Below are 16684 nucleotides of genomic sequence, written 5' to 3' on the forward strand. Positions count from 1 at the left end.
GTGCTGGTAAAAGGCCTTGTCACCTCAAATCGTAGATCTGTCGTACGCCAAAGGTCGGGATCCTGGGTAATGCTCGATTGCAGGATGTCCACGGCCCGGTTATCGAGATCATCCAGGACAAGAGACTCAGTGCGCGCGGCCTTGTTTCTGATGCGCGAAGCTCCCTTGATTTCAACCTTGTGGATTCCGTCGGATATGGGAGCAGAGAAATGCACAACGACGTTGGCTGGTTTATACTTCGCTTGGAAATTATCAACAAACGTCATTTCAAATTCTTTTGGACGCCCATCCACAAGGACTGCCTCGATGGATCCGACGTCAGCGGAAAACTCCAATTCGAGAATGCTGTTGTTAAAGGCGGTGGCCTTGACTATCTCTGGACGTGCCGAAGTTGGATCGTACGAAATGGTATTCGGGAGGAGGTCCTTGTTGGTATTGCCAATCCTGTCCGTAATCAGGATATCGTCGATTGCCGTCTCCGGAACATCCTTTTGAAATTTGAAGTTAAGCCAGTGCTGCTCCTTGCCATTGGCAGTTTCAGAACTGGTACTCACGGCGTAATCACTCGTTGGCCAGGCGGACTCAGGCGCTAGAACAGCCGTTTCCACATCAGCCTCACTGATCCGGCAGCGGAAGCCACGCACTCCGGACATCTCGCATTGCTCATTGGCGTAGGGATTTCCCTGGACCGACGGCGCCTCACTGTCGACGACCACAGGCGCGCTCGCGAGCTGGCTGTTACCCACTGCATCAGTTAACGTGAGGCCTATTGTATTTTCCTTTTTATTTTCAAAGCTCGTTTCGATGGACAAGGAAGGCCAATATAGAGTGCCGCCGCGGTGGTCAGCACGAGGGATCCACTGTCCGAGGATATTAATGGCCTCTTTCCCATTTATCGTGAAACTTTTCAGGCTGTCGAGCAGGCCTTCCAGCTCACCGGCCACGCCGCCGTCAGAATCACGTGAATCAACCACATACTCGGAAAACTCCAACTCAAAACCAAGAAGCGCCATTCTTCCGTTATGCTTTGATGGGATCTGCGTAATCGAAATGATACGCGGCGATTCCTTGTCTGCGCTTTGGGCAAAGCCTCGGCTGCGCTTGTCTGCATGGTTTCCATACCTGTCAGCCAACTGCAATACTGTAAGAAGGTGACTGTCAGGCGAGGAAAGGTCGACATCAGAAAACCGAATTATAGCCTGTTGAGCTGGAAGAGCGGCACTCACAACGGTTCCTGTGAATCTGCCGTCCACAAGAAAACTGGATTGATCGTTGAATTTTACCTGCTCGTTGAAAGTGACGAGCACATTCCGGGAATCGATGACCTTGATACCTTCAATGATCGGAGGAATGTGGTCGACGGGAATCGTCTGTATCTGATTTTCCCGGTTATTGGCGTCGTCGATAATGCCGCTGATCGTGAGTGTGGCAAGTGTCCCACTGCGGATCTTTTTAATGTCAAACGGCACCGACAGACTTTTTCTGTCCTCACTCCAGCTTTCCCCGGCAAAAGCCTGCCCCTTGGACAGGTAGTCAATTCGTTTGATAGGTTCGGAAAACTCAACGACTATTTTTTCCAGGCCTTCCTGACGAATTCCAACAACTCTCGGCGGCGTCGTATCCGAAGCCACCGGCGTCACAGGTCCGCTGGAGTCGGGATTGGCAGGCTGTTGAATCTGCGGGGTGATTGGGGTCTCAGGGGTATTTCGACCCGACTTGGAGCCGCAGCCACAGGCCGCCGCAGTAAACATTATCAATAATGTCGTGGAAAATCGCATTTATCGCCCATCCTTATTCTGGTCCCACTCTTGCTTTCGAAAATGGACAAATCTTTCAACAATTTATTGCGAAATATATTGAGCCCATTCAAATGTGTCCGCCACTGGAGAACCTGCTCAGTGCTGCGAGGCAATGGGGCGCAAGCATGGCCCTAGTAATCTTTGGCCACTGACGCTTCCTTTAGCCAGAAGACGGAGTGGAAGATTATTAGACTCTGCTTTGAAGGAGGTCCCAGAAGTCAGTTCTCGCGACTTCAATTTCACGCCCATCAATACGAATCCGCACCCATTTTGAGTCATCCGCAGGTGGAGCTTCTGCCGGACTTCGGATCGAGAGCGGCTTCAGGCTCGGCTCAACGGAATTCGACGCGGGTGACGCTTCACGCGTCGCATGAGCCACCGCTGGGAGTGGGGTCGTCCTGGCTTTTCTTTGCCGGACAGGCTTCCGTCCATCGGCAGCTGCCGGCTCAAGCCACCGCAGCATCCCCTGCCGGGAAAGTCCAAGAGCTTTTGCCATCTCCTCGGGAGCAGTTCCTCCCCCATGAACATCCTTTGCCAACTGTTTGAGGGTGGTCGGGATTCTCGCTGTCTTCCTTGGATTCTGGCCCTTAAATGCTTTGTATTCCGCTGCCAGCTGGTTGAGGAGCGATGGTCCATCTTTCTTAAGGAGTATCCTTCTCATCTAATATCCTGAATATTTGGGGTTTAGTGTTGATATCGAGACTCAAGAGCCATTGGACGTATTTTTTACTGTGCCATTATATATAGTTCAGGTGTATCACCTTGATCAGGATTTCATTGGCTAGCGGAATATAATTGTGAGCGCTGCCATACAGCAGTGTTTCAAAGGACAGCAAGAAGAGGTTCAAAAGGACCCAGCAACGCTAGATCAATGGGCCTATGAACCACTCATGTGAAACACGCGCGATAGCTGGAAGGGGTTGATCGTGATGAAGCTCGACTGAGAATTCCTTCGGCAGCCCATATGTCTTGGGAATGAAGTGTTGTCCTTGACAGGCCATATAGAGTTCAGTGCCTTTTCTTAGCCAGATGGGAGCCACTCCCATTCGATTCTCTAATGCATTATGTGAGGCAACTCTTTGCTCAATAGTCATTGCTTCCGAAGATTCAGTCACACTTTCAATTTTAGGGTAATTACCGCTAAAGCCGGGAGCAAGCCGACACCGACCGCACAATTGTGGGGCCGGCCACGGGGTAGCTGCTCACTCGGAAACCTCGTTGACCGCAACGGATCCGGCTGCTGCTTTTTTGGATTTTTTTGCCGCGGGCTTTGGCGGTTGCGATTCTGCATGTAGGCTGGCTTTGAAAGCCATAAAGTCCCGATCCTTGAAAAGGCCGAGGCTGACCTCTTCAATTACGCTTTCGATCTTCAATCCCGTACGCTCCACTGCCATATCCAAATTTTGCCAAGCCCTGGCAGCCAATCGAAAGCTGGCCTTGCTCTGGTTACCAGTGACTTTGGGCTGTAGCTCCGAAAGCTTCTTCTCGTCGAGTAGAAGATGGGAAAGAATGTCATCCGATTCGTATTCAGAACCGACTTTGCCTGACAGATACTTCGCGTAAAGGTCAAGATTCTCCTGCAGCTGCTGGCTCATAAAAATCTGGCGGCTCTTTATCGAACTGATCTGGGGAATCCTAGGGGGCATCTCTTCGTCCTTTTTTTCGAAGTTAACTGATTTTTCGCCTCGGGCAGCGGGCATGCGCCGACTGTCCGGGCCGTCATACCAGTCCCCGCTAAGAACCCGCAATCCTCGTTACAGATGGCGACTTTGAAATCGTTCTCAGCGTTGGAGACTTTACCACCGTTGCACCAGGATTCCTTTCCGAACGTCCCGTCCTAAGCGCTTGCGGTGCTTCCCTGGCTATACGGTTCATATTCTGCAGGTTCAGGCTTGTTCACCTCTTAGCCTGCTCTCTGTCCCAGCGAAGGGTCCAGCGACATCCTTTCGGCTACTTGCCGACTCTGCATAGAGCCGTTCGCGCTCTGCCACCATCCGTTCCTACAGCGGGCATCTGCGGGCTCATCGCTCTCAGGCCTTCCGAAGCCTTCAACAGCTCTTTCCACTGTCCCTGCCCGGTTCCCCTTGGAAACTCGGCCTCACGTTATCGCCAATTTGGGTGAATACCTGGAATTTTGCCCGCGCGATCATCCCCGTTCTTCGATACCGCTCTCGCATTTTCACGGCAGCCATCTGGCTTCCTTATTCACACGGCCCTGCCAGCGCTGTCCCATCGGTTTGTTCAAGGCGAACCTCCTTTGGTAACACTCTGCGATTTCCTTGGCGGCCTTCCCTTCTTCCCACTCTCTTCTCGCATACCGGACTGCTCGATCGTTCAAGTGCTGTCCTCTGCCACCGACGCTTTTTTTCCGCCCCCTTCAGGTCCCGCTTCGCGCCCGGTTTAGCTAAACCGGGTGAAAAAAAGGCGCCGATGTCCTGCGGGATCACCCGCCTGCGCCTTTGAACGCGCAGCCACGGTAAGCGATTCGTTTCGCGTGACGAGGGAATGGCCCTCAAAAAATTTAGTGTTACCAAAGGAGAATCATCATGAACAACCAAAACATCTGTCGCTTCCAAGGCCGTCTGACCAAATCCCCTGCCGATTGTTTCAAACGCTTTGAGAATGGGAATGTAAACCTTGCGATCAGCATCGCGGTCAAATCCCAGGCATTCACCAAGGACGGCGAACCCTACGATCGAACTGATTATCCTCAGATCGTGTTTTGGGGCGAACAAGCCGAAGCAGTCTCGACCTTTTTCTCGAAAGGCGAGCCGATCGAGGTCACTACCAAAGTCCAGACCCGCCGCTACGAGACCGGTGGCGAAAAGCGATATGTCACAGAATTTCTGGTCATCGACTTTCAGCCGAAGGCCATGGCTTCCGCTGCTGTCTGACCTGCGATGGGAGCCGAGTCCTCCTCGGCTCCCTTCCACCAATCAAACCAACAAACTCAGGAAATTATCATGGCCAATGTCTCGAAGGCATACCTCGCCGTTACCGATCGCATCATTCAGGTCATAGAGGAGACCAACGATCTCCCTTGGCATCGGCCCTGGCGCCGTGGCCGCAAAATGCTTGTCGGCCGAAACCATCTCTCGCAAAGGCCCTACCGTGGCATCAATGCTTTTACAACCGCACTTTTCACCGACATCGCTGGATATGACTCCAACGATTGGCTCACCTTCAAACAGGCTGCTATGGCTGGCGGCAATGTGCGGCGTGGTGAAAAGGGAATTCCAATCATATTTTTCTCGATGCTGGCTCGCGAATCTTCTGAAGGTTCTGATGAACTTTCCCGCGCGATACCATTCGCAAAGTATTCGGTCGTTTTCAATGCCTGCCAATGTGAAGGAATCACTTATACCCCGCTCAATGCTCCAGACGAGCCTGAGTATCAACATGATCCGATCGCTCGCGCGGAGTCCCTGATAGCCTCCTTCCGCGACAAGCCAAGGATTAGCCACGAGATACCCGACCAAGCTTTCTACACGCCGATCCTCGACAAAATCAATATTCCCTCTTTATCTGAATTCCGCGAGCGTGAGGCTTACTATGCAACGCTTTTCCACGAATTCATCCACGCCACTGGCCATAAATCGCGCCTAGCCCGCAAGTCGATCACCGAAGGACATGGATATGGCACCCACGACTACAGTAAGGAAGAACTGATCGCCGAACTCGGCTCCTGCTTCCTGTCATCCGAAGCTGGCATTATATCCCAAACACTTCATAGCTCAGCTGCATACATCCACCACTGGCTCAAAGTCCTGCGAGAGAATCCGCATTGGCTTGTGCAGTCTGCAAACGCCGCGCAACGCGCCGTCGAGTTTTTGATAGGCACTACGCCTGAACCCAAAGAAATCTCCGAGTGAGTTTTTAGTTCCGGTCGCTTCCCATTTCCGGGGTGGCGACCAACCCAATTTATCAATATCAGATGCCAATAACCTTTTCCCATTTCAACAAGCAGAACCAAAATTAAAAGTCGGCCTTGGGCGCCCCGGACTTCAGTTCCAGCACAACCCGGTGTCCTTCTTTGGGCATCTAATTTTAACAGCATGCAGTAACTACCGAGCAACATGATTGGACCTTGCCGCTTCCCACTTCCTCCTGACTCCGACCGCAAAAACTGATTGCTCCGGCCCCACACCAAACGATGGGCTACCGCCCGCGGGAGTCTGGTCCTCGGGATACCAAGCGCTTCGGCGTTGGTTGCGTCCTGTCGCTGCCTTCCGGCTTATCCCTGGCTCTGGCCTCAGAATTCAGCTCGCCACGGTCTGCCACCTACGGATTGGGCACCGCCCCTCTGGCTTCCAGTCCTTTCCCCTACCAGGTCCCTGAGATTGCGTCCAGGAGCAGCGTTTCCCCGCTTCCCCGGTTCCTCGAAAATCCTCTGACTTGCAACCGGGTACTTCGCTCGCACGATCCACAAGGTTCTCGATCCAATAAGGGCCACCCGAAATTACCTCTAGCCCATCGCCAGAGGCGACGCGCCGACAGAGATTTCAAACAGTTTGCTTTACGCGAGCCGGCAAGCGACTCGCTCCTGCTGATATGCGGTCCTCCCACGTCATGCTAACGCATTCCTTGGTCCGGTCCACTTCCACACCAGATGCACTCAAGTGATCACCGAAATCGCACCACTATTGGAGATACTTCATTGATATAATTATAAAATATGTGAGCGGTTTTGCACCAACTGCGCAAATTTGATCAAGCATCCGCTTGAATGTGGTGCAGTTCAAGGCGTAATATACCGATATCAATAACAATCATTTGAGTGAAAACGCTCATTGGTCAGGGAGGCTAGTCTTACATGGCACACCGTCGTATAAGCGTCACGATTGATGCGGAAGTTGAAGACATTCTGAAGAAACGGAAGAAGGAAAATGAATCAGACGGCGCCTGCATCGGGAGACTTGTGAAGGAAGCGAACGCAGTCGCAATACAGCTTGAGATTGTGAATCTCAGAGCTGACCGAACACACGATGAAACGCGCAGAATGATGACCCAGTTCCTCACAGACGTGCAGAGGCCGTTTGAGCAGATCAACAACTATCTCAGCGAAATAAGCGATACGATAAGGAAAAAGACATGACATTTGATCGGTTCTTCAGTTACGCCCCGGAAGTCTCGCTGCTATGCGGCTTGCTGCTGATCGGCCTTCTACTGATCAGCCCCATGGGTAGGTATCTGAAGACCGGATTGCTGGTGCTCCTTCTGCCATTGATCTATGCAAACTACGCTCACTTTTCAGACGTAACTGCAGATGTTTTGCACGAGGTTTTATTCGCATCTCACAGACCCGGCTTCGCAAAAATCGGGAACTTTCTCACCGTATGGTTTCACTGGATTGCCGTAATCCTTGGTCGGAAGGATCTTCAAATACCCGTACTTCTGAATCTCGCAATCGGTTTCACTGTCTACGAGATATCAAGATCCGTTGCCATCCGCTTTTTTATGAATTCAGCCCGAATTCGTGCCTCAATCGAAACCATTTTCGCCGTCCTTACCGCCTATGCAACCCATGGTCTCATTATCTTGCCGATAATAGTCATCCAGCTCCTCGCATGGAGCCGGGCTTCCCATATCCAGGAGAAAGTTCTTTCCGGAACAGCAGCCATCAAGGATCAGTTCGAAGGGTTACTGATTGCCAGACTCCGCTTCATCATGCTGCGGGCAAACGGCATCTTCATCCACCCCCTCCTTCGAATCCCGCTCGCTTATGAAAACCGTGGCTTTATCGCCATCGGGGCACCAAACTCTGGCAAAACCTATACGATCATGACCCATTTTCTGCCTCAGTTCAGGCGGCGTGGGGACAAGGTCATAATCTTCGATTACAAGCGCGACTTTACCCAGAAGATCGGTGAGGACGATGATGTTATGATCGCCTCCCCACTGGACGCAAGGTCAGTAATCTGGGACGTAGCGCGGGACATCGATACCGAGGCCCGTGCTTGGGAATTTGCTGCTATGATCGTGCAAAAGGGTGACGGCGGCAGAGATGCTGTCTTTGAGGACTGGGCCAAAGATATGCTTTGTGCCATCATCATCAAACTTCAAGTCGAAAGGCGCAATGACTGGGGATTTCGGGAATTTTATAACCAGTCACAGGATCTCGACCTCCTGATCGAAGCGGTCAAAAAATACAGAAAAGAATCGAGTTTCATCGCCAACTTCACCGGTAATTCTCGGCAATTCGAAGCCATTAAAGGTACTATCCGCCGAGCCATGGTTCGTATGGAACCGCTTGCCCGTGCCTGGGGTGACCGGTCAAGACCCGACAAACTTTTATCCCTTTCAAGCTGGATAAACGACCCGCTTGCGGCTAAGAAAACAATCGTCATCACCTATGATCCAGCCTACCAGGAGACAATAGGGCCGTGGGTTTCGAACTTCCTTAACCAGGCTATTCTCATTGTCCTGAGCCGGCCTGATAACAAAGGTCGCCTAAAGGATTTCCGCCTGGTGCTTTGCATCGATGAAGCCCAGCAACTGCCCTATATACCCAAACTCATGGAGGGTCCTCGCGCTGGACGATCCAAGGGACTGCGCCTTCTACTCGGAACACAGGATCTTGGACGCTTCGACGAACTCTACAAGAGTGACGGCGCTCGCGAGGCCCTTTTAAATCTCATAGGATTCAAGCTCATAGGCCACTTGGGGAGCGAGGGAATGCAAAACTTCGCTGCTGGACTGCTCTCAAAGAATCATATTCAAGTGCGGAAACAAAACCCTCATCCAGGGAAAGCCGGCTCTTCACATTCGATTGAAAACCGCTACGAACCAGCCATAGCGCCAGGGGAATTTGGCGCCATCCCCATCCCGACTTCCTACAACGGCTCCATGTTCTGGCTCGTCCATCAAGGCTGGAACCCAGTCCGGCTACGCTATATCACGCCATACGTAGCTGATAAATATCCAGCCAAGGTCGATGCCGCTTGGCTCAGCGATAAGGATAGGGATTGGACGCGGCTGGCAGTTGTGGAAGTCGTCGAACTTCCAATCAGTGATGAGCCGCAGGTCCCGACCCTCAATCCAGGCAACGCTGAAAATCAGCGCGATGCCACAGCCGCAGCCCGGGTAACCTCATCTTCGAAACCAGTGGTCGGTATTCTATCCGAACTCGCCGATCCTGGATGATGGACAGTCACTGCCATGATGCGGCCTAACCTCATTACAAGCAGCGAATCAGCTGTTAAATACTATGCTGCCTATGCCCTGGCACAGGGCGAGGCAGAGGGCCGATGGGCAGGAAAAGGCGCCCACCGTCTCGCGCTTGACGGCAAAGCTGTTACGGAAGCAGACCTCAGATCACTGCTATCCGGCAACGACGCGGAAGGGCAACCCCTGGTCAAGAAAGGCTGGGACAAGGACAAAAACGAGCATCGCCATACCCCAGGATGGGACCTAACTTTTTCAGCGCCCAAGGATGTCAGCATCATCTGGTCATCAGCGGACGACGCGCTGCGAGCGAAGATCGAGGCTGCCCAGGATCGGGCAGTTCAGGACGCCCTTGATCAACTCCAAAATCATTCTGCGCGAAGCCGGACAGGTGCCGGCGGCAAGGAATCGATCGCTTCCGAAATCGTCGCCGGGCTCTTCCAGCATTCGTCGAATCGCGAAAAGGAACCCCAACTTCACACCCACGCAATCGTTACCAATGTTGCCTATGGAGAAGATGGAATCTGGCGAACGCTGGACTCCCGCCATATATACAAGGATCAGCGGGCGATATCAGCTGTTTATAAGGCAAGCCTCGCCCACAGCATCCGGCTATTGGGCTTTAAGGTCGAGCGGACAGCGGACTCATTTTCCATCACCGGTGTCCCGGAAAAGGTCAAGGCCCTTCAGTCCACCCGCTCTCGTGCAGTCGATGATGAACTTGCATCGCAGGGCTTGACTAGGGATTCTGCGTCGCGCGAACTTAAGGAAAGCATCGTCCTGAAAACCCGGAAATCAAAGTCTAGCCATCATCATGCCGAGGCCGCTCGTGACTTTCAGAGATGGGCGCTGGAAAACGCTGAAGCGGGATTTACCCGCGACTCCATTGGCGGGATTCAAAGCGCGCAGACCCTGCCTTCAAGGGAGGCTACGCCGCAGCGAACCTTACAACAGGTTTCCCTGGACGCGATGCAAAAAGTCACCGAATCACGATCCGTTTTCGAAAAGGTCCACCTACATTCGGAGATCGCCGAGGCTTTCATCGGCAAGGGGTCCTATGAGGACATCAAGGGATCAATACATCAGGCCCATGCCTCGTCAGAGATGAAAACCCTGCTGTCCGATCCATCTGGCCGGGACAAATATTCCACCCGCTCCATGATGGCGATCGAAAAGCGGGTGCATGACGTTATCCGCGCCCGCGCAGACGAAGGATTCCATATGATCCCGCAAAAGGACGTCGACAAAATCGTCAAAAAGCATTTTCCGACCATGGCACCCGAGCAACGGGTTGCCCTTGATGCCGCTACCGGGAGTAGATCGGGTGTTACCCTGATTCAGGGGGTCGCAGGCGCCGGAAAGAGCTTTACCATGGCCGCTGTTCGTCAGGTTTTTGAGGAGAATTCGTACCACGTCCAGGGCCTTTCTCCGACAAACAAGGCGGCGCGGGAGCTCTCCCGCTCGACCGGGAACATGCCTGCAAATTCCATCGAATCCTTTCTCTTCCGCTTGCAGGAAGGTACAGAGCTCTTGACGAGAAAGGACGTTCTAATCATAGATGAGGCAGGCATGGCCGGCTCCCGTAGATTCGACAGACTCATGCAAAAAGCCCAGGTGGCGGGCGCCAAAGTCATTCTGCTCGGCGATGCGAAACAGATCCAACCGATTGAAGCTGGCCAGATGTTCGGCGAGATGCATCGGCGGTTCGGCCGCTCGGAGCTAAGACAGGTCATCAGGCAGACGGACAAGGAGGAGGCAGAAGCCTATCTTCGACTCCGCAATGGAACCAAACTCCAGGATTTTGAAGAAACGCTTTCCTATCTTTCAGCCAAAGGCCGGCTCTACATAGGCGCCGACAGCGAGAGCACAATAAAGAGGGTAGTCGCAGATGCGATGGCCTACCAGACGACGAATCCTGGAAAAAACAGCCTCATCATCGCGTCCCGGAACGAATCTGTGGAGCGCATAAACCGGATGGTCCGGGCAGAACATAAGGAATTAGGCAGCCTTAAGGATTCCAAAGAGTACATTTTAAAAGACGGGCGATCGCTTGATCTTGCCGTAGGGGATCAAATCATTTTCACCGCGAATCTAAAGCCAGCAGGCATCTATAATTCTGACCTTGCCACCGTATCACGCATAAATGGAACCAGGATTACAGCACTCCGCAGTGATCAAAAGGAAGTCCATTTTGACCTAAATAACTTCCAGTCCGTCTCCCATGGCTATGCGATCACCTCCCATAAATCCCAGGCATCGACCGTCGATCGCTCGTTTGTCTATGCGGACGGTCCATTCATGGATAAAGAGAAAGTATACGTATCCCTGACCCGCGGCCGGGAAGGCAACATGCTCTATAGCGACCAGGCATCCTTGGGGCGGATCAGCTATGAGAAAAGGCAGGAACTCAGAAAACTCAGCCCGAAGGATCGCGAAAAAATCCTCGACCAGGAGTACAAGGACCGGCTTCTCGCCCGCCTCTGCCGATCGTCTGAAAAAGATACGACCCTCAGGTACCGCAAGGATCTTGAACTCCAGAATTTCGAAACTGAGAAAGGAATTTTTGCCAGCCTGACCGATAGACTAACCCAGAGTCTTGACCGGGTCAGACATTCCGAGACTAGGGAAGAGCGGCTTGATCGTGAGACGACCGCTGACAATGCAACGTCAAGGAACAGCAAAGATTCCTCAGCAATCAAAGGAGCGTCTGCGGAACTGGAAATCGAAGTTTAGCTTGTTGCCTGTTGGCACGAGGCAGTTAGAAAGATAGACACTTTTCACCATTCAAGTGGGATTTGCGTGGTTCTTTCAATTTTCCAAATTTTTCCAGCAAAAGCCCGGGCCTTCTCCCCCTCGGACTCAACACTTTTGGCCCGATTACCTTTTAGCCTAAGACCTGCATAAACAGCTTTTGTGGTGACGAAGCACATCTGTCGTTTGCCAAAGTCGATTTCACTGAATTGCCAAAGTCCTCTTCATTATGGAAAGGAGGGGCGTCGCATGGGAAGATTGATTGACATGTAATGAGTTGACTTTGCAATCCAATCTGTTTTGCTGCCTTTGCAGCGGAAATTCCGACTTCAATCAGCGCGAAACCCGCCACTGGGGACAAGGATGGTTGTCCACAGACACTTTTCCACGCGCCCTGTGCTCGATGGGCTCCGCGAGCGGCTGCAGGTGCTGCCGCAAATCCGGCTCAAGATGGACGAGCAGTTCTGCCCTTGTTTCAGCTTCGTTCAGGTCTCGCCTCCATTCCCAAGTTGCAATTCGAGCGATTGGCGAATGAGTCCGATAACGTAGGGCAATTCATCTAGCGTTGCTAGGCCGACTTCCACATCCCCATTGCCCCATCGACCGATTCCTGTGACATCTTTACACAAACCTTTGGGGTCATTTATTTCAGCGAAGGGCATGTTCAGGGCAAGTCGCAATCGTTTTGACTGCGGCACAATGTCTACAAAGTTCGTCTCGGCCTTATAAGTCACGTAAAGTTTCAAGAACTCCTCGGTCACACAAGGGTCAAGCGCGAGGACAGCTTTGCGAAATGCCTCAAAAACAGGACGAAGTCCTGGATTCAGAAGATTCGGGTGGTCTTGGATGGAATAGGTTTCGCCGGAAACCTGCCGTGGTTGATACGCAGCAAGTATAGCGGCATCAAGCTGTGGCCCAGGCCAGACTTGGACGGCGAGGGTCGCGAGCCTTGCTGCGCGTGTCTTTATACTTTCTTCATTCCATTCTTCGAGCTGGCCGAGTCCGGTATTAAGTTTCAACGGGCTCTCTTTGAAGCCGCCTTTCATGTCGCGTTTTTCTGCAAATGAACGATCGCTGTATTCGGAGTTGTAACCTGTCAGCGTAAGGTTTCCCAAAGTATGTAGCCATGTCTGCTGCACCCGAGGCCATTCAGGGCCAAGTGCAGCTTGCCACGCGGTATTGAGTTGTTCGTTCTGCGGCATAATGTGTTCGATAGTGTATTCGGTTACTGGAACAAGCTCCTTACGTCCTTGATTCTCAAGCCGCCTCAACCAGTAGCTACGACTGCGAAACTTATACAGATCACGAGTCTGAATATCGCGTTGAAACTCGTCATTGCTTGGAAAGCGCCGATATGAAGGTAACAACAAAAATTGAGCTTGGATGCTCTCAAGATAGCGATCCTTCTTGACCGCCTTGGTGAATGTCGCGAAAGTTTTGTTCATTGAATTAGTCGGGATCGCACAGATGGCCCGGCGAAACACGTAGGCTTCCACCAAGCGCACGATACTTACAAAGTCGATCTTTGAAAGGAGGCTAGTAGTGTAGTCATGATACAGCTCCAGCAAGAATGGATACGCTACATCGACCTTCAACTCGCGCAGGTCGTGAAAAGCACGTTTCAACTCTGGTTCAGTTTCAGTACCCAATGCCATGGCACAAAAATATCGTGCATAGTTCCGAATGTCGCGGACCAATGCCTCAACATGTACATCGTCCTCAATGTTACTATCTCTTGATAAATGTGAATGGGCTTTGAAAGCTTCATAGACTGCACTGACATTCGGAATCTCGCCTGTCTTCACCGTGAGGTAATATCGCATAAAACTGTCAAAGTGGGTTCTGTAAGCCTCTTGACCAAAGTCCACTTCCATAGGTCGCCAAAACTTTTCGTATAGGTGCGTCTGAAGCTTTGGTTCAATGCCCATCAAGATAAAGTTTCGAATCAGATCAGCCTGGCTTAGTTCCTTGCCAGTTGAATTCATGCTTTCGAAAATTAGCTGTGGGTTATCTTGATCGCGAGTGAGTGCGATATCGACAACTACCAGCTTTGCCAATCCCTTGCAGATCGTGGCGAGATCACTCTTGGCCTCGTCGATCCATTGCTTAAATAGGGCATAGTTTTCTGTAACGCGAAGAGATGGCTCTTTAGGTTGTTCCGTGTTGCCTAAGACGGCCATCAGCGAGGCTTTGTCTGTCTGCGATAGCAAAAGCTTATAATGACGATCACCTGATTCTTCGGGATTTAAGAGGAAGTAGTTTCTGATCTTTCGCTGTGAAAAACCATCAAATGGCTCAGCATCACCTACAGCGTCCGCCAACGCTGACAGCACTAGCGAAACAGTGGTGAGGCGTTGCTGTCCGTCAATAACCAACAGGGGTGCTTGATGCGTTACCTGCGATAGTCCGCTCTCTACATAAACAATGGAGCCTATGAAGTGGACGATCACTTTTTCGTTGCTACCACAGCGTACGATGTCATCCCAAAGCTGCCGACATTCTTTCTCAGTCCATGAATAGGTCCGCTGATAAATTGGAATGACAAATTGAGGAGATTTTTTCAAAAAATCGAGAAGCCTTGCTTCGGTAGCTTTCATAGGGTCGCTCCAATGTCAGTTCTCAAAAGGACTTCAGTGATTGTCAAAGACGACTTCAGCAAATCGTGGGCCTTCCGATCCCAAGCGAGTGGGAAATTTCGGCTTCTATCAGTGCAAATGCCGCCTCTCTCTTTTCTGGTGACAGAGATGGCCTGCTTGGCACTTTTCTACGCGCCCTGGCTGCGTTGATCTCACGATTAAATCATTTGACGCTATGTTATCATGGTAGCGGTCCGCATCCTTACGAGCAAATCCGTGGCAGAAAGCTTTGACGGCAGAAAATCAGATTCGAGAAGCAATATTTTGAAAAAGTCAAGTCACTTCATAACCAAAGCATGACAAACCCAGAGGTTGGAAAAAATTGATACTTTAAGACAGGAACTTCACCAGCCCAGGGTGGGATTTCAAGAGCTTGCTTTGGGGATTGATGCCTATTCGGACAGTGGTAAGGAAAACTGCCAAAACCTACCTGATCGACCTGGACCCACTGATGGGTAAGCATTCCGTGGATTCGCCCTCGAACTGTTGCGGGTTTTGAAAACGAAAGTGACAGACTGGCCATGAACCCGTCTCAGATCGAGGCGTCAAAACCCTTGCTGGGCAAAGGTCAATTTTCGGCAAACTGCACTGGGCCTCGGTTGCATGCTGCTCAACAACCCAGCTGCCAAGCTTTCCTAGATGATGATCTGGTAGGACTTGGATTAAATCCTTACACGTTGTCCTATCCGCCCAATTCCATATACGCCTCACGCGGGAGGCTTGTGAATGCATTGGAAGCTCCACTAGAAGTATCTATAATTACTTAATTATTTGACCATTTCAAGCTTCGTGTCCTTAGTGGTCAAAACTTTTACTTTATAAAGCATAAAATACTCTATAAGGTAATTATTTCTTTATAACTCATTTTTTGCGTTATAATGCCGAAATGAATATTGCCAGAATGACTCGATAAAAGGAACCGTAACCCTATGAGGCCGATAACGAAAGCGCAAAGTTTCCTCACAAATCCCCTGAGCCATATCCTGGGAGGCGGTGAAGCTTCCATACGCGTACTTCGAACGTTCTGTCTCTATCCCTCACAATCTTTTTCGGCGACCGAGCTGGTTCAAAAAACCCAACTATCGATGAATGGAGTTCGCCATGCGCTCAATGCTTTGGAAGAAACTGGTGTCATAACCCGTATAAGCACTTCGCAAAAGCTCTTTCAGCTGCGTTCCGAGCACCCATTGGCCGAAGGCCTGAAACAGCTCTATAAACTTGAGCAAGCGTTCCCGCTGCGTCTCAAGGAGGCATTAAAAATAGTGTTCCAAGATCAGCCCGTTTCCGTTTGGATCGAGAACTCTTGTTTCGATGAGAACTTTTCGCCTAAGGACACGATTGAAGTTCTTGTATTGGGCACTCCAGAAAAAATTTCCAACATAGTACAAAGCACGCTAGCAGAGATCTCTCAGATCGAAAACCTCTTTGATCTGTCTATTTATGTTCGCGGTATCACCCGTGCAGATATCGAAGCGTTTGAAAGTAACGAAGCCTCAAAATTACCGGCCTTGGAACTCATACTTGGAATACCACATCCCTTGCTCCAGCCGAAGACAACAAAAAAAGCTGGCCACTCAAGGACAAGACAGGCCCAATCGGACGCTTCAAGAGCGATTTCCATAGCCGCAGCGAAAAAGCTGGAGCGTGATCCATCCCTCCTACCAGCTGCTCTTGAATTGATCGAATCCCAATTGGCAACGGCATCCGAATCGTCTAAAAACGAACTGCTCCAGTGGAAACGTCTTTTGGAAAAAGGCTCACTGAAACGCATCACGCAGGTTTTGGTTGGAACCTCTGACGTAGCAGTGCGACGAAGGCAGTCAAGCCCTTTCCCTCTCCTCCTGACCGAAGAGGAAAAGACATCAGCCCTGGAATCATTAAAAAGCGAGGGGGTCACCTCATGAACTTCAAACAGCTGCTGCACGCGATTCGCGCATCTTGCGAAATCTCTGGCGATTCCGAACTGTGGATCTATGGAAGCCAAGCTATACTTGGAAACTTCTCGCAAGCGGCGCAAATATCCACACTGAGTACATCGATCGAAGTCGATGTCACACCAAAAAATTTGCCACAGAAGGCCGATGACATCGACGGATCTCTTGGTGATGGCTCACCTTTCCACGCTTCCCACGGCTTCTACGTTCACGGTGTCCCCATACTCGAAGCTGCGGTATTGCCCTCGGGCTGGGAAAAACGCTGCGTCAAGCTTCTGGTCAAAAACCTAAACGACGAGATATGTACCGCCTACTGCCTCGAAGTGCATGACCTTCTGGCGTCAAAACTGGTCCGTTTTGAAGATAAGGACCGGGAATTTGCGCGAGTGGCACTCCTTTA

At 51.2% G+C, this 16684-nt stretch carries 11 protein-coding genes; 7 read left to right on the top strand and 4 right to left on the bottom strand.

The features are described from left to right. The 3 genes from VE954_RS39115 to VE954_RS39125 all read right to left on the bottom strand — a co-directional run. On the bottom strand, nucleotides 1–1778 hold a 1778-nt coding region (locus VE954_RS39115; protein ID WP_324963432.1), incomplete at its 3' end, for a hypothetical protein. Nucleotides 1779–1986: 208 nt separating this feature from the next. Further along, complete coding sequence (locus tag VE954_RS39120; RefSeq protein ID WP_324963434.1) at nucleotides 1987–2460, bottom strand: hypothetical protein; 474 nt, start codon at nucleotides 2458–2460, stop codon at nucleotides 1987–1989. A 541-nt stretch (nucleotides 2461–3001) separates the two neighbouring features. Then, on the bottom strand, nucleotides 3002–3499 hold the full coding sequence (locus VE954_RS39125; protein WP_324963436.1) for a hypothetical protein: 498 nt from the start codon (nucleotides 3497–3499) through the stop codon (nucleotides 3002–3004). An 846-nt stretch (nucleotides 3500–4345) separates the two neighbouring features. Between VE954_RS39125 and VE954_RS39130 the strand changes: the two genes are divergently transcribed. The 5 genes from VE954_RS39130 to mobF all read left to right on the top strand — a co-directional run bounded on the left by VE954_RS39130 (nucleotide 4346) and on the right by mobF (nucleotide 11696). Next, the gene (locus VE954_RS39130; protein ID WP_324963438.1) at nucleotides 4346–4693 is read left to right on the top strand and encodes a single-stranded DNA-binding protein; all 348 of its coding nucleotides are present in this window, start codon (nucleotides 4346–4348) and stop codon (nucleotides 4691–4693) included. Between the two features lie 69 nt (nucleotides 4694–4762). Continuing rightward, nucleotides 4763–5671 carry an ArdC family protein gene (locus tag VE954_RS39135; protein ID WP_324963440.1) on the top strand — a complete coding sequence of 303 codons (909 nt, stop codon included), beginning with the start codon at nucleotides 4763–4765 and terminating at the stop codon, nucleotides 5669–5671. Nucleotides 5672–6612: 941 nt separating this feature from the next. After that, on the top strand, nucleotides 6613–6894 hold the full coding sequence (locus tag VE954_RS39140) for a hypothetical protein (protein WP_324963442.1): 282 nt from the start codon (nucleotides 6613–6615) through the stop codon (nucleotides 6892–6894). Then, on the top strand, nucleotides 6891–8942 hold the full coding sequence (locus VE954_RS39145) for a type IV secretory system conjugative DNA transfer family protein (RefSeq protein WP_324963444.1): 2052 nt from the start codon (nucleotides 6891–6893) through the stop codon (nucleotides 8940–8942). Before VE954_RS39140 ends, VE954_RS39145 begins: the two co-directional genes overlap by 4 nt. 15 nt (nucleotides 8943–8957) lie before the next feature. Further along, the gene (mobF, locus tag VE954_RS39150; RefSeq protein WP_324963446.1) at nucleotides 8958–11696 is read left to right on the top strand and encodes a MobF family relaxase; all 2739 of its coding nucleotides are present in this window, start codon (nucleotides 8958–8960) and stop codon (nucleotides 11694–11696) included. Between the two features lie 503 nt (nucleotides 11697–12199). On the opposite strand, the gene VE954_RS39155 is transcribed toward mobF, so the two are convergent. Beyond that, nucleotides 12200–14311, bottom strand: a complete 2112-nt coding sequence (locus VE954_RS39155; protein WP_324963448.1) for a GmrSD restriction endonuclease domain-containing protein — start codon at nucleotides 14309–14311, stop codon at nucleotides 12200–12202. Nucleotides 14312–15537: 1226 nt separating this feature from the next. On the opposite strand from VE954_RS39155, the gene VE954_RS39160 reads away from it, so the two are divergent. Both VE954_RS39160 and VE954_RS39165 read left to right on the top strand, forming a co-directional pair. After that, nucleotides 15538–16254, top strand: coding sequence for a hypothetical protein (locus VE954_RS39160; protein ID WP_324963450.1), 717 nt, complete (start codon nucleotides 15538–15540; stop codon nucleotides 16252–16254). Then, on the top strand, nucleotides 16251–16684 hold a 434-nt coding region (locus VE954_RS39165; protein ID WP_324963452.1), incomplete at its 3' end, for a hypothetical protein. The genes VE954_RS39160 and VE954_RS39165, both read left to right, overlap by 4 nt.

Origin of the sequence: Oligoflexus sp., assembly GCF_035638955.1 — a bacterium.
In the GTDB taxonomy this organism is placed as follows: Bacteria; Bdellovibrionota_B; Oligoflexia; order Oligoflexales; family Oligoflexaceae; genus Oligoflexus.

Bases quoted from the DNA above. Each gene is read 5' to 3' on its own strand.
- VE954_RS39145 (WP_324963444.1), top strand. From the start codon at position 6,891: ATGACATTTGATCGGTTCTTCAGTTACGCCCCGGAAGTCTCGCTGCTA.
- mobF (WP_324963446.1), top strand. From the start codon at position 8,958: ATGATGCGGCCTAACCTCATTACAAGCAGCGAATCAGCTGTTAAATAC.
- VE954_RS39120 (WP_324963434.1), bottom strand. From the start codon at position 2,460: ATGAGAAGGATACTCCTTAAGAAAGATGGACCATCGCTCCTCAACCAG.
- VE954_RS39125 (WP_324963436.1), bottom strand. From the start codon at position 3,499: ATGCCCGCTGCCCGAGGCGAAAAATCAGTTAACTTCGAAAAAAAGGAC.
- VE954_RS39140 (WP_324963442.1), top strand. From the start codon at position 6,613: ATGGCACACCGTCGTATAAGCGTCACGATTGATGCGGAAGTTGAAGAC.
- VE954_RS39135 (WP_324963440.1), top strand. From the start codon at position 4,763: ATGGCCAATGTCTCGAAGGCATACCTCGCCGTTACCGATCGCATCATT.
- VE954_RS39130 (WP_324963438.1), top strand. From the start codon at position 4,346: ATGAACAACCAAAACATCTGTCGCTTCCAAGGCCGTCTGACCAAATCC.
- VE954_RS39155 (WP_324963448.1), bottom strand. From the start codon at position 14,311: ATGAAAGCTACCGAAGCAAGGCTTCTCGATTTTTTGAAAAAATCTCCT.